Source organism: Leucobacter chromiireducens subsp. solipictus (genome assembly GCF_016758195.1).
GTDB lineage: Bacteria > Actinomycetota > Actinomycetes > Actinomycetales > Microbacteriaceae > Leucobacter > Leucobacter solipictus.
The window spans coordinates 458,397-471,723 of sequence record NZ_QYAC01000002.1 but is presented as its reverse complement, the minus strand read 5'-3'; the positions used below and the strand labels follow the sequence as shown (position 1 = coordinate 471,723).

The window sequence follows — 13,327 nt, the reverse complement described above, 5'->3', positions numbered from 1 at the left end:
TGGGGTTCCTGCGAAATTGGGGCCTGCGAGTTGCGCCGGGCAGTTATCCGGCGCTGCGCCGGCGACGCAGCGCCGCGTCGAGATCCGGAAGGCCCTCGCTCGTGTCCCCGATCACGCCCATCTCGCGGAGTCGCTGGGCTGCGGCACCGCGCTGCGCCTCGGCGGCGGACATCGGGGCGCGTGGGGCGCTGACCTGGGCCCGCGGCGCGGGGGCAGCGGCGGGGCTCGCCGGTGCCTCGTCGGCGGGAGGGACGGACGCCGAAGTGCCGGCGCGATCCCGGGCCACCTGTTCGCGCGCTTCACGGAGCAGCATGGAGTCTGGCTGGTTCTCCTGAGGACGCGCCTGGTCCGCCCGATCCTGTGCCCGGTTGCGGGCCAGGGAGCGTGCACGCTCGATGCGTTCCGCAGCGGCCCGCTGAGCGGCGGCGTGCGCCTCGGCGGCGGCCTCGGTTTCTCCGGTGGCGACCGGCTCGGCCTGCGACGCGATGACGGGTGCGGCGGAGGTCGTGGGAACCTGCTCCGCCTGGATGGGCTGCACGCGAACTCGACCGGGTGCAAGCAGGACGAGCCCGCCGGCGGAGGCGAGCGCGATCAACGCCGAGCAGATCAGCACGCCGGCACCGCTTCCCGCGAGGAGCAGGCCGATCCCGACGAGGGAGCCGAGGATCCCCACGAGCGCGGCTGCGGCCGCGAGCGCACGAACGCGGCGAGCGGCGGGCCGACGGAGCCGTGCCGAACGCTGGGCGGCGGCCTGTCGCCGACGCATCTCCTGGGCGCGGATCTCTGCCCGCACGGACGCGGCGCGAGCTTCCGCGAGATCGGCCGCGCGTTCCGCCTCCTGCTGACGCTGGGCGGTGCGCAGGAGTTTCTCGTGGGCGAGTGCCTCGCGGGCCGTCGCTTCGATGGTGAGTTCCTGCGGCACCTCAGCCGTTTCCGCGAGGACCCGGAGCGTGCGCTGGAGGCGCATCGCGTTCCGCTCTGCGGCACGGAACTCGCGGCGGCGAGTCCATGCCGGTACGAGCACGGCGGCCCACAGGAGCGCCGCGACCACAAAGATCACACCGCCGCCGAGCACACCGCCTGTCATGTGCTTCACTGTACGACGTTGCCGCGGCCCCTGTCCCCCGGCGCGCCGCCGCGATGGATTCCCGGACGGGCATGTGTGGACGGCTCGGGCGTGTCCGCCACCGCGCGCTGTGGCCCGCTAGCCGTGTGAGTTGCCCGCGCGGTGAAGTCGTTGCACCATGGACCCCTCACCACGGAAGGCGACGAAGCACTCGTGATCCCGCCAGGCACCGTCGATGTGAATGTAGGCGGCGCGACGCCCCTCGGGTCGCAGGCCGAGCTTCTCGACGACGCGCAGCGACGCAACGTTTTCGGGACGGATGCAGATTTCGACCCGGTGCAGGCCGAGCGCCCCGAAGAGGTAATCGATCGCGAGTGCGACCGCCGTGGGCGCGATGCCGCGGCCCGCAACGTGCTCGGACACCCAGTACCCGATCTGCGACGACTGGAGGGCACCGCCGGAAAGCTCGGAAACGCTCAATTGCCCGACGACCTCACCGTCGTAGAGCACGACAAACGGGACGCCGCTCCCCGCTGTGAGCTGGCGCCGGTACGCGCGAATGGTGGGGCGCATCGAGACCGACCCCGGTTCGATGCTGCGCCCTGAGGGGTGGGTGGCTTCCCAACGGCGCAACCACCCACGATTACGTTGCAGGAGCTGGCGCAATGGCTCCGCGTCGCGGCCCCGCACCACGCGGAGCGTGACCCGGCCCGCGGTGAGCGGGCCGGGATCCACGATCGCGCGGCCGAGGGGCACGGTGGGTTATCCCTCGCGGCGTGCGCGCAGCTGTTCGGCGAAGTCGATGACCCAGTCGGAGATCTCCGTGCCGAGCTCATGGTGGTCGACGCCCAGCAGCACGTTGGCCTTGATCCAGTCGGCGCGGTCGCCCGTATCGTAGCGGCGGCCGCGGAAGATGACGCCGTAGACGGGGGCCTCGCCCTTCCCCTCGGCCAGGTGGTGCAGGGCGTCGGTGAGCTGGATCTCTCCGCCGCGGCCGGGCTCGAGATCGTCGATGATGTCGAAGATCTCGGGGCGCAGCACGTAGCGGCCGATCACGGCCAGGTTCGAGGGCGCCTCAGCGGCAGCCGGCTTCTCCACGAGCCCGGTCACGCGGACCACTTCGGGATCATCGGTCGCCTCGACGGCGGCGCAGCCATACAGGTGGATGGACTCCTGCGGCACCTCCATCAGGGCGATGATCGTGGCACCGCGTTCGTCGTGCTCGGCGATCATGCGATCCAGCAGCGAATCACGCGCATCGATGAGGTCGTCGCCCAGCAGCACGGCGAACGACTCGTCGCCGACGTGACCGCGCGCGCGGCCCACCGCGTGGCCGAGGCCGAGGGGCTGGCCCTGGCGCAGGAAGTACACCTCGGCAAGCTCGCTCGCCTCGTGGACCTTGCCCAGCTTCCCCTCGTCACCCTTCCGTTCCAGCGAGTACTCGAGCTCGGGAACGCTGTCGAAGTGGTTGACGAGATTGTCCTTGTTGCGCCCGGTGATGATGAGGACGTCACCGAGGCCGGCCGACGCCGCCTCTTCGACGACGTACTGGATTGCCGGCTTGTCGACAATCGGGAGCATCTCCTTGGGCATCGCCTTGGTCGCCGGGAGGAAGCGCGTTCCGAGTCCTGCCGCCGGAACCACTGCCTTCGTAACGGCACGCCGGGGCGCGCGCTGGGATTCAGTCATGGAGGCCAGCCTAATATCGCGCGCGGCCTCCGCAAAGTTGGGCACACCCCGCACACTGCGTAGCAACTAGGCTGTGGCCATGGCTCGCGACGCGGACGCACAGAAGCGGCACGTCCGCGCGGCGGTGCGCGCCGCCCGCGCAGACCGCGACGCGGCGACCCGAGATCGGGCGGCCGCCGCCCTGTCCGCGCAGCTGATCGCCCTCGTCTCCGAGGCGGGCGCGCGCCGAATCACCTGTTACCTCCCCACCGCCGGCGAGCCTGATCCGTCGGAGTTTCTGGCGTGGGCGCTCGATCACGACGTGGAGGTCCTGTTACCCATCTCCCTGGCGGACCGGAACCTCGCGTGGGCCCGCCACAGCACCCGCATCCCCGAGGCTGGGCGACACGGGATCCGGGAACCGGTCGGGCCCCGCCTCCCGTCCACAGCGGCCGCGACGGCGGACCTCATGCTCATTCCGGCCTGCGCGGTGGATGCCTCCGGAACGCGGCTCGGGTGGGGGCTCGGCTACTACGACCGTTGCCTCGCCGCGCTGGATCCGGTGCCTCCCGTCTACGCCGTGGTGTTCGACGAGGAGATCCTGCCCCGGCTGCCACGCGATCCGCACGATGTCCCCGTCACCGGGGCCGTCACTCCGGGCGGCATCCGCCGCTTTCCCATAGAGACCCGCTAAGCTGGGCTATTGTGCCTACCTACGCTTACCGGTGCGCCGATTGCGGCCACGCCTTTGACGTGTACCAGTCGTTCACGGACGACGCGCTGACCACGTGCCCCGAGTGCGAGGGAACCCTGCGCAAGGTGTTCGGTTCGCTCGGCGTGACCTTCAAGGGGTCCGGCTTCTACCGCACGGATTCCCGCTCGGGCGGCTCTTCTTCGAGCTCGTCGGTTCCCGCGAGCTCCGGATCCAGCGGCTCTGGATCCAGCAGCTCGGGATCCAGCGGCTCCGGATCGAGCTCGTCCTCCAGCTCGTCGAGCTCCTAACCCGACGGCGGCGCTAGCCCCAGTGGGGCGGACGATCGCGACGCAGACGGTCCTCGTTCGCGCGCTCCGCGGAACCGCCGGGCGCGGTTCCCCCGTCGCCCCACCCCTCCGCGCGATCCTCGCGCGCCGGGGCGTCGAGCGGGTGCTCTGACGGCCGCGGATCCACCCCGTCCGGGGCGGGCCGCTGCGCCCGACGGGGCCGCCGACCTGCTGCGTCGGTCACGCCTGCGCCGCGCCGCTTCCCGGCTCCGCGCCGAGGCCCAGAGTCCGCGCGATCCGCCGCGCCGCCTCTTCCGGGTCCGCGAAGAGATCGAAGCTCTGCACCCGGTGGTAGTGCCAGCCGAGTCGCCGCAGCACGGCGGGGCGCAGGCGAAGCGTGTCGCGCAGGCTCTCCGCACCATCACCGAGGTCGATGTCGACCGCGATGGCCCGGCCGTTGGCCGAGGCAGCGAGCGGAATCACTCCGCGATAGTCCAGGGCGACGGTGAGCCCGAGCGCTTCCATCCGGTCGGCGAGTTCCCCGATCATCGGGTCACGCTCGGCGGGCAGCGCGGGGGCCTCCGGCTCCGGATGCTCCATCGCGAGCAGCTCGGCCAGCTCGACCACGCCGTGCTTGATCCGCACGGAGTCGAGATCCTCCGGCTTAAAGCAGCTCACGATCGTCATGGCGCGCCGGGCGCGGGTCATGGCCACGGCGAGCAGCCGTTCGCCGCCGGGGCGACCCAGGCCACCGAAGTTCGACAGCACGCGACCGTGCGGGGTGCGCCCGAACCCGACCGAGAAGATCACGCGATCCCGGCTCTGGGCGGTGGCCTGCTCCAGGGTGAGCACCGCAAACGGCTCCGCCCGCTCGCCCAGCAGGAAGTCCCGGTACTGCGGGAACTTCGAGAAGGCCTGGAGCACCGCCTGGTACACGCGCACCGCGTGCCGCTCGCTCGCGGTAATCACCATGAGGGATTCGGTTGCGCGTTCGCTCGCGTGTTCGAGGACCAGCTGCACCACGCGCTCGACCTCGGCGTCCGTGCTCTCCACGGCCCCGCTCTGCGGGTCGGGAAGGCCCTGACCGCCGCGAACGAACTCGTAGGTGAGGCTCGAGTGGCCCAAGAAACTCCCGGCCCACGGCAGGGACTGGATCGCGCCACCGTAGAAGCGGGAGTTGACCAGGTTCGTGAGGTCCTCGCCGCCGGCGCGATAGCTGCGGGTGAGCGTCAGCGTGGGGAGCACGTCGCTGAGCAACGCATAGGCCGAACGCTGATGCAGCTCCTCGGCGTCCGCTGCGTCCGGCTCAGCCGCCCCAACGGATACCTCGAAGTGCGCGGGAGTCTGCGTCATCGTGTCGCCGAAGGCCACGACCTGCTGTGCACGCCGGATCGCGCCCAGGTTCTCCACGAGGGTGGTCGCGCCCGCGTCGACGAGGAGCACGGTGTCGAAGCGCATCCCGTCTGGCAGCTGCGCCACCTCGTACGGCGACATGGTCCACACCGGGGCGAGTACGCCGAGCAGGTTCGGGGCCCCCTGAGCGAGCATCGTCGCCGTTGTGTCCGAGCGGCGCAGTGCGCCACGCATCGCGAGCGCTTCCTGCTTGTGATCCAGCACCGCCACGCGCCAGGCGTCCGCGAGGCTGGCCGCGAGCAGCGCGCCGTTCGCGCCCGCGTGGGCGTCGTCCACGAGGCGGAAATCGGCCTCGAGCCGTTCGATCACGCCCGTGTTCGCGCTCAGCAGGGCAGGGTTCGTCTGCAGCATGCGCTCCAGCACCGACTGCCACCACGCGAGCTCGAGCTCCGCGGCCACGTCCTCCGCCGGCACGTGGCGGGCGGACAGATCGTCGAGCAGGGGTTCCAGGTGCGCGGCGCGCATGCGCTCCACGATCGTGGTGCGCTCCTGAATGTTCTGCAGCACCTCGGATTCGCGTGCGAGATCCGAGATCCGGCTCGCGAGCGCCCCGAGCGTGAGGTTCTTCAGGCGGTTCGCATCGCCGACCACCCCGAGCACGCGGTCAAGCTCGTCAAGATCCTGGTACGCGGACTGGAAGGCCACGACCACGTCCGAGATGCCGAGCGGCACCTCCGGCCGCGCCCCGACCACCGTCGTGTACCGCTGCCACAGGACGCGCTGCTGCTGGATCTGCACCAGGCGCGAATACATATCGGTGATGTGCACGCCGGGGCGCACGTACTCGCGGGCGAGCTTCTTCAGCCGTCGCTTGTTCGCCGCGGTCATCTCCTCGCCGCTGCGGCCGGGCGCGTGCGCCGCAATCACCTCGGTGAGCGAGCGGTCGTAGACGGCGGGCGTGAAGCGGTCGAGCGTGTCCCGGATCCCCATGAGCAGGCGGAGGTACACGCCCAGTTCCGCGATCGTCTCGTAGGGGCGCATCGAGGTCTGGCCGATGACCTCATTAGCCATCGAGATCAAGCGCGGCAGCTGCGATTCGGCGAGGTCCACGGCGAGACCGTAGGCGGTGCGCGCCTCCTCGGTCGTGTGGAAGCTCACTCCGTACCAGGGTGAGTCCTCGGGGCCATACTGGAACTGTCCGAGCCGGGCGACCTCGGTGAGGGCCTCCGCCATCGAGCTCCGGTCAAGCGTGAGCTGGCCGAGCGCCTGATCGTCGAGGCGCACCGTCGTGCTCGGCGGCCGCTCCCCCAGCGCCAGCTGGGTCAGCCGGCGGAGCGCGTCGAGCGGCGACACCCCGAAGCGCTCGTCGGTGCCGGAGAGGGCACCGCGGTAGTCGCTCAGGACCCCGCGGAGCCGGATCAGCGCGGCATCGACCTCGCCCAGCTGCTCGGCGCGGGCGTTCTCGTTGCGACTGATCGATTCGACGAGGGTGCGGCGCAGGCGGCGCGGCGACACGGAGAGCCCGGCGAGGCCGGCCCGCGTCAGGCGGTGCGTGATCCCGTCGAGCGTGGCGCGCCGCGGCGACACCACGAGCACCCGCTTCCCCTCGCGGACCAGGCTGCCGATCGCGTTGACCACGGTCTGCGTGCCGCCCGTCCCGGGGAGGGCGTGCACCACGAGGGAGTGCCCGGCGTCGATCTGCGCGAGCACGTCGTCCTGCTCGGCATCCGCGTCGTACAGGTAGCGGTCCACATCGGGAGAGCGCTCGTCGGCGGGGGTCGCGCTCACGGGCCGGTAGGCCGCCGCGAGCTGTTCACGCGCGGGCTCACTCCCGCAGAGGGCCGCGAGGATCGGGGAATCGAGCTCCTTCACCGCGTCCACCATGCCCTGGGAAACGCTGTGGAAGGAGGAGACCACGAGCCGGGGCTGCACCACGAACCCGGAGACGCCCGCCACCATTTGCCGCACGCGGTCGATCACGGGCTGCGGCTTGAACACGCCCTCGGACTGCGAGAGTTCTACGAGGCTGCGAGCGTCGAGCGTGATCCCGAACTGCTCATTCAGGACTCGGATCAGCTCACCGTTGACGACCGGGAACTGCTTGAGCTTCAGCTCGAAATCGCGGCCGTAACGGCGGATCGCGAGCGGGCGCAGCAGCACGGGGGCGCAGAATTCCTCGCCCTCGAACGTCCACTTCGCGATACCGACGCCGAGGTGGACCGTTTCCAGGCCCCGCACCGTGCGCATCTCGATCGCTTTGTCGGTGACCCGGCCCGCAGCCACGCGGGCGTGGCGCAGCGCCAGATCGTCGCGGATCAGGGCGGAGAGCAGGATCTTGTTGCCCGTGATGAACTGGGGCAGGCCGCCCGGGTGCGTCGTCGACAGTTCGATCCGGTTCGCCGGGCTGTCGTCGAAGTGCAGCATCGGGTTGCGGCCACCGATACTCGCGGCCTCGCGCCGCCAATCGGCGTGCTCGTCGGCGTAGGCGTCGACGAGAGACACGGGACCGGTGAGTTGCGTCGTCAAGTCTTCCTTCGGCTGAGTGTTCGACTCGGGGGCGGGTACCGGGGCACCCTCGGTAGCGGGGATCACCGCCTCGGCGGTGACGCCCTCCGCATCATTCGCGACCTGGTCCGTCTCCGGACGTCGTCGCCGCTCTACACTCCACACACCGCCACCCTAAGCGGTGCATGCGGAATCGACCGTAACCCCGGCGGAGTTTCGCGCGCCGGGGTGACGGTTTCTCAGGGCTTTACCGGGTTAGGGCGTCGTCTCTTCGGCGGGGGCGGTGACCACCGGATCCACCATCTGCATCTCGCCGCCGCGCGCCTTCGCGAGGACGCGCATCAGGTGGTAGACGCCGATCGCGGCGATCGTGCCCAGCGCGATGCCGTTGAAGACGACCGAGCCGAACTGGATCGTGAAGTCCGCGATGCCGACGATCAGCGGCACGGCCGCCGAGAACTGGTTGATCGGCTTGGAGAAGTCGACCTTGTTGTCGATCCAGATCTTCACGCCGATCAGGCCGATCAGGCCGTACAGCGCCACCGTCACGCCGCCGAGCACGGCCGGCGGGACCGAGAAGATGACCGCGCCGACCTTCGGGGAGAAGCTCAGCAGCACCGCGATGCCGCCCGCGATCCAGTACGCCGCGGTCGAGTAGACGCGCGTGGCGGCCATCACGCCGATGTTCTCGCCGTAGGTGGTGGTGCCGGATCCGCCGCCGAAGCCGGCGAGCATCGTCGAGAGGCCGTCCGCGAGGAGGGCGCGTCCCGTGACCCCGTCGAGGTCGCGGTTCACCATGAGGCCGACGCTCTTCACGTGACCGACGTTCTCGGCGATGAGCACGAGCACGACCGGGAGGAACGCGGGCAGCAGCCCCCAGAGCGAGGGATCGGCGAAGGGGTTGCCGACGGCGTGGAACGCGGGCAGCCCCACCCAGTCGGCCTCGGAGACCGCGGTGAAGTCAACAAGGCCGGCGATCACGGCGATCACGTACCCGACGGCCATGCCCAGCACGATCGACAGGCGTCCGATCAGGCCCCGGAACAGGACCGTGATGAGCAGGATCGCGATGAGCGTTGCCAGCGCGACCCAGGAGGACAGCGCCTGATCGACCTCGGGGTTCGCGGCCGGGTTGCCCGTCCAGTTGTTCCGGACGGCGGGTGCCAGGTTGAAGCCGATCAGGGCGACGATCGCACCCATGACGACGGGCGGCATGAGCGCGTTGATCCAGCCCGTGCCGAAGCGGTGCACCACGAGGCCGACGATTGCCATGAGCACGCCGATGGCGAGGATCCCGAAGGACGCCCGGCCGAGATCGTCGCCGCCCGCGGTTGCTGCCATGATCGGCGCGATGAACGCGAACGACGAGCCCAGGTAGCTCGGGAGCCGATTCCCGGTCAGCAGTAGGAACAGGATCGTGCCGAGCCCGGAGAAGAAGAGCGTGGCGGTGGGGCTGAAGCCCGTGATCAGCGGGACGAGGAACGTCGCGCCGAACATGGCGACGACGTGCTGCGCGCCGAAGCCGAAGGTCCGGCCCCAGCTCAGGCGCTCCTCGGGGAGCACGATCGCGTCGGGCGCGACGTGCTTGCCGTCGCCGTGCAGTTTCCAGGGCAGGGCCATGGGGGCTCCTTCAGGGGGCGAGCGGTCCGAATGTGCTGCGCGTCCGCCCCGAAGGCGCGCGACCAAGCGATTATCTTACAGGGAACGCTCAGCTTCGCGCGAGGCCCGGTCCAGGCACACCTCAACCGAGGCTTTTTCCCGAGACTGAGCCAAACTCCGCGGAATTTGGCTCAGTCTCGGGAAAAAGCCTCGGTTAGGGTGCCGTGCGCCGGCGCGCTACGCCTCGGCGATGTAGATCTTGCGGATGTGGTCCGCGACGGTCCAGCGGGTGCGGGTGCCCGCGACCAGCCGCATCGCGTCTCCCGGGCCGACCTCGACCACGCGAGGGGCCTCCCCCGCAGCGGCGTCGCGCCCGGGCTCGTGCAGGAGCTCGATCGTTGCCCCGCCCGAGAGCACGATGAACAGTTCATCGACCTCGGTGTCGGTCACCGTGCCGCCGCGCAGTTCCCAGACCCCGGCCTCCGCGCCGGCGATCTGCCCGAGTTCGAGCACTCCCTGGACGGGCGAGCCGGACACGACGTCGGCGGCCGGGACCGCCTCAAGCGCGACGTCGGCCGTGACCGCGCGGACGGCGTGGTTCGCCCCCTCGGGCAGCTGTGCGCCGCTCACGAGTCGAACCCCAGGCCGAGTGCGTCGAGCGTCTTGAGGAGCAGGTTGCGCTTGCCCTCGTTGTGATCGGCGCGATCCATCGCCCAGCGGGTCAGGTTGATGCCGATCGACGCGGCGGGCTCCGGCGGGAACGGCAGCGGCACGTCCTGCACCATCTTCAGCTCGGTCCGCTCGGTCACGCGACCCTCGAGCCGATCGACGATGACGTCGGCGGCGAAGTGTGTGGCCCCCACCCCGAGCCCCGTGAACCCGGCGACGTACTGCACGCGGCCCCCGTGCGCCTGGCCGAAGAACGCGCAGAAGCGCGTGCTCGTGTCGATCACGCCCGCCCAGCGGTGCGTGAATTTCACCCCCGCGAGCTGCGGGAAGGTCGTAAAGAAGTGGCTCGCGAGCTTCCGGTGGCTTTCCATCCGGTCTTCGTGCTCGGGCCGGATCTTGCCGCCCGCGAAGTACACCGCGTCGTAGCCGCCCCAGAGGATCCGGTTGTCCTTCGTGAGTCGCGAGTAGTGGAACTGGTTCGCCATGTCGGCGAGCCCCTCGCGCCCCGACCACCCGATGGAGGCGAGCTGCTCATCGCTCAGCGGCTCCGTCATCAGGACGTAGTCATACACCGGGACCGTGTGGAAGCGGTAGCGCTTGAGGAGCGACGGGAACACGTTCGTGCACAGCGCGACGCGCTCAGCGGTGACGGTGCCGCGCTCGGTGCCGAGCTGGATCGGGGTGTCCGCGCCGCCGTCGAGCCGCTTCACGGGGGTCTGCTCGTGGATCTCGACGCCGATGCTGGCGGCGTGCCGTGCGAGCTCCGCCGCAAGCTTTGCCGGGTGCAGGTTGGCGTTCTCGTGCGGGGAGAACTCGCCGCCGAGGAAGGTGGGCGAGGCGATGCGATCCTGCACTTCGGCGGCGTTCAGGGTGACCACCGAGGGATCGTCGCTCTCCCCGAGCCACGCGACCTGGTGCGGCGCGTTTGCCACGGACAGTTGCCCCGTGCGTTCGAAGTCGACGTCGAGCTCATGCTCCGCGATGAACGCTTCCATCGCGTCGAGGTTTTCGTAGCCGAGGCGGCGCAGCGTGCCGGTCTCTTCGGGCCAGCGCGCCTCGGCGTTCGGCTCACCGTGCGTGATGCTCGCCTCGCAGAAGCCGCCGTTGCGGCCGGATGCCGCCCAGCCGATGCGCATCGCCTCGAGCAACACGACGCGGCGTTCGGGGTGCTCGGTCTTGAGCTTGATCGCGGTCCAGAGCCCGGCGTAGCCGCCGCCGACCACGGCGTCGTCGACCCGAGTGTCGCCGGCGAGCGGCGGGTAGGTGGCCGCGGTGCCGGCCACGTCGTCGATCCAGAAGCACTCGAGCTTCGTGTCGGCGAGCGCATCCTCGACGATCTTCGCCGCCGGGCGGTTGGTTTCAAAAATAGTGGGGTGCATGGGGTCCTCGTCTTCGATGTCCTGCTCGATCCTCGCACAATTTCACGCGGATGTAAATGCCCATGTCAACGCCATTGACATGGGCTTGTGTCAGAGTGCAGGATCGGCACCTCACCGCCCCGGTCCGGGCAGGACGCAGCGCCCCCGCTCACCGCCCAGGGCACCGCGCCACCGCGAGGCGCTACTCCGCCGGCGGCTTCATGATCGCCCCGGCCGCGAGGCCCACCGCCAGGCCCGCGGGCAGCCACAGCCAGAACTGGCTGATCGCGCTAATGACGAGGCCCATCACGGCACCCATGATGAGGCCGACAATGATCTGCTTCCGCCGCGCCTTCGGTGAGGGCTCCGGGGTCTTGCCCGCGCCACGACCGCCCTGCGGCCCGCCGGATTTCGCTCGCTTACTCATGCGTCCAGCCTACGCGCCGCTGCCTGATCGGCGGCGTCAAGCGCTTCGAGGGCCGCGAGCTGCGCCGCGTCCGCCCCGCGAGCCCGGGCAAGCCCGACGAGCCGCCCTGTGGCGCGAGCGATCTTGGCCGGGCTGGCCGACGGAACGGCACCCGCGCCCCGCAGCGCCGGATCCACCGCATCGAGTTCGGCCTCCGCGGCCCCCGGCAGCAGCTCCGCCTCCCACTCGCGCCATGCCCGGCGCACGCCGGCCGCGAGATCCGCGGCGACCACGCGATCGTCGGCGATCTCGATGCGCGCCGCCCCGGCGGCGTCCCGCAGCACCACCACGGTGCGCTCGGTGGCCATCGTCGCGCGCGGCTCGACCCGATCGGCCGCGTCTCCGACGAGCGCTCGCAGTTCCGCGCGCAGCGGGTCCGGGAGCTCCTCGGACAGCGGCCATTGGAGCTCGCGCACACCGCCCGGCTGTCGCACCTTGATGTGCCATCCGGCGTCCGCTCCGCCCTCACGCACGCGCAGCGCGACGCCAGCCCGGGCCAGTTCCTCGTCGGTGGTGTCGAAGTAGCGCGCCCGGAGTCCGAACGTCGCCGCCGGATCGGCGACAAAGCCGACCGCCAGGAATTGCTCTGGCGTCGGCAGCTGCGCCGCCACATCGACCTCGTACTTGCGCTCGATCTCGAGCGATTCACGCGCTGCGTCTGAACTCACGCTCTCAGCCTACGCCGTGGGCGGCGGATCCTCGGCGGGCGCGGGTTCGGGTGCGAGCGTTGGTGTGGGCTCGGACGCAGGCCCGGGCTCGGGCTCGGGCTCGGGTGCGGGCGCCGCCGCCGGCCCGTGTCCCCCGGACAGCCACACGATCCCGGCCCCCGCCCCCACGACGAGCACGATGCCGAGCACCGCGATCGGCGTCAACAGCTGGTTCAGGAACAGCGCACCCAGGATCGTTCCCACGACCGGGTCGAAGGCGAACAACACCCCGAGAACACGCGCCGAGGTCAGCTTTCCCGCGATCGTATCGACGGTAAACGCCAGTGCGGTGCCGAGCACCGCGGACGTCAGCAGCGCGAGCAGGTGCTCGGGTCGCACGAGAGGCATGACGGGCACGGAGAACGGCAGCGTCAGGATCGCGGCGACGGTGACCGAGAGGGCGACGCTCGGCAGACCGCCGTCGGACTGGCCGACCTGCGCCGCGAGCAGGGTGTACAGCCCGAAAGCCGTCCCCGCGAGCGCCGCGAAGAGCAGTCCCAGCGGGTCGAGCGCCCCGCCGAAGCCGGCGATGAGCGCCACCCCGAGCAGCGCCACGACGGCGAGCGCGCCCTCGCGTGCGCGGCGGGACGCGAGCAGCGCCACCATGCACGGTCCGAGGAAGTCGATGGTGGTGGCGATGCCGAGCGGCAGGCGGGAGAACGCGAGATACAGGAACGCATTCATGGCGGCCATGGCCACACCGTAGAGGATGATGCCCACCCACTCGCGCCGCGTGCGCCCGCGCAGCCGGGGACGGAAGATCGCGAGGAGGATCACCGCCGCGATCACCATGCGGAGCGCACTCGTACCGAGCACCCCGAACGCCGGAAACAGCCCCACCGCGATCACGGCGGAGAACTGCATCCCCAGCGACCCGACCAGCACCAGCAGCATGGCGCGAATCGTTGCGGACCGAGTGAAATGCTGCGCTGTCGACGATGAGCTCATCAGACCA

The 13,327-nt window shown here is 70.5% G+C and carries 13 protein-coding genes; 2 read left to right on the top strand and 11 right to left on the bottom strand.

What is annotated here, in order from left to right; genetic code table 11:
- Positions 1 to 43: 43 nt before the first annotated feature.
- The 3 genes from D3230_RS05540 to D3230_RS05530 all read right to left on the bottom strand — a co-directional run bounded on the left by D3230_RS05540 (position 44) and on the right by D3230_RS05530 (position 2,755).
- Positions 44 to 1,087 (bottom strand): hypothetical protein, encoded by a 1,044-nt coding sequence (locus D3230_RS05540; protein ID WP_202344005.1) that lies wholly within the window; start codon positions 1,085 to 1,087, stop codon positions 44 to 46.
- Between the two features lie 117 nt (positions 1,088 to 1,204).
- Positions 1,205 to 1,822, bottom strand: coding sequence for a GNAT family N-acetyltransferase (locus D3230_RS05535; protein WP_202344004.1), 618 nt, complete (start codon positions 1,820 to 1,822; stop codon positions 1,205 to 1,207).
- Between the two features lie 6 nt (positions 1,823 to 1,828).
- Complete coding sequence (locus tag D3230_RS05530) at positions 1,829 to 2,755, bottom strand: UTP--glucose-1-phosphate uridylyltransferase (RefSeq protein ID WP_202344003.1); 927 nt, start codon at positions 2,753 to 2,755, stop codon at positions 1,829 to 1,831.
- A 79-nt stretch (positions 2,756 to 2,834) separates the two neighbouring features.
- Here D3230_RS05530 and D3230_RS05525 point away from each other — a divergent pair, with 79 nt between their 5' ends.
- Positions 2,835 to 3,428 (top strand): 5-formyltetrahydrofolate cyclo-ligase, encoded by a 594-nt coding sequence (locus tag D3230_RS05525; RefSeq protein ID WP_202344002.1) that lies wholly within the window; start codon positions 2,835 to 2,837, stop codon positions 3,426 to 3,428.
- Between the two features lie 11 nt (positions 3,429 to 3,439).
- Positions 3,440 to 3,736 carry an FmdB family zinc ribbon protein gene (locus tag D3230_RS05520; RefSeq protein WP_202344001.1) on the top strand — a complete coding sequence of 99 codons (297 nt, stop codon included), beginning with the start codon at positions 3,440 to 3,442 and terminating at the stop codon, positions 3,734 to 3,736.
- Between the two features lie 13 nt (positions 3,737 to 3,749).
- Here D3230_RS05520 and D3230_RS05515 read toward each other — a convergent pair whose 3' ends face one another.
- The 8 genes from D3230_RS05515 to D3230_RS05480 all read right to left on the bottom strand — a co-directional run bounded on the left by D3230_RS05515 (position 3,750) and on the right by D3230_RS05480 (position 13,320).
- Positions 3,750 to 3,959 carry a hypothetical protein gene (locus D3230_RS05515; RefSeq protein WP_202344104.1) on the bottom strand — a complete coding sequence of 70 codons (210 nt, stop codon included), beginning with the start codon at positions 3,957 to 3,959 and terminating at the stop codon, positions 3,750 to 3,752.
- The gene (locus tag D3230_RS05510) at positions 3,956 to 7,738 is read right to left on the bottom strand and encodes an AAA family ATPase (RefSeq protein WP_337249101.1); all 3,783 of its coding nucleotides are present in this window, start codon (positions 7,736 to 7,738) and stop codon (positions 3,956 to 3,958) included. Before D3230_RS05510 ends, D3230_RS05515 begins: the two co-directional genes overlap by 4 nt.
- A gap of 90 nt (positions 7,739 to 7,828) precedes the next feature.
- A complete protein-coding gene (locus tag D3230_RS05505; RefSeq protein WP_202344000.1) occupies positions 7,829 to 9,193 on the bottom strand; it encodes a uracil-xanthine permease family protein in 1,365 nt (454 codons plus the stop codon).
- 216 nt (positions 9,194 to 9,409) lie between these two features.
- The gene (locus D3230_RS05500; RefSeq protein ID WP_202343999.1) at positions 9,410 to 9,802 is read right to left on the bottom strand and encodes a cupin domain-containing protein; all 393 of its coding nucleotides are present in this window, start codon (positions 9,800 to 9,802) and stop codon (positions 9,410 to 9,412) included.
- Positions 9,799 to 11,220 carry an NAD(P)/FAD-dependent oxidoreductase gene (locus D3230_RS05495; protein WP_202343998.1) on the bottom strand — a complete coding sequence of 474 codons (1,422 nt, stop codon included), beginning with the start codon at positions 11,218 to 11,220 and terminating at the stop codon, positions 9,799 to 9,801. Before D3230_RS05495 ends, D3230_RS05500 begins: the two co-directional genes overlap by 4 nt.
- A gap of 181 nt (positions 11,221 to 11,401) precedes the next feature.
- Complete coding sequence (locus tag D3230_RS05490) at positions 11,402 to 11,626, bottom strand: HPP family protein (protein ID WP_202343997.1); 225 nt, start codon at positions 11,624 to 11,626, stop codon at positions 11,402 to 11,404.
- Positions 11,623 to 12,333 (bottom strand): CYTH domain-containing protein, encoded by a 711-nt coding sequence (locus D3230_RS05485; RefSeq protein WP_202343996.1) that lies wholly within the window; start codon positions 12,331 to 12,333, stop codon positions 11,623 to 11,625. The genes D3230_RS05490 and D3230_RS05485 overlap by 4 nt, the downstream gene beginning before the upstream one ends.
- Positions 12,334 to 12,342: 9 nt before the next feature.
- Positions 12,343 to 13,320 (bottom strand): EamA family transporter, encoded by a 978-nt coding sequence (locus D3230_RS05480; protein WP_237466957.1) that lies wholly within the window; start codon positions 13,318 to 13,320, stop codon positions 12,343 to 12,345.
- Positions 13,321 to 13,327: the final 7 nt, after the last annotated feature.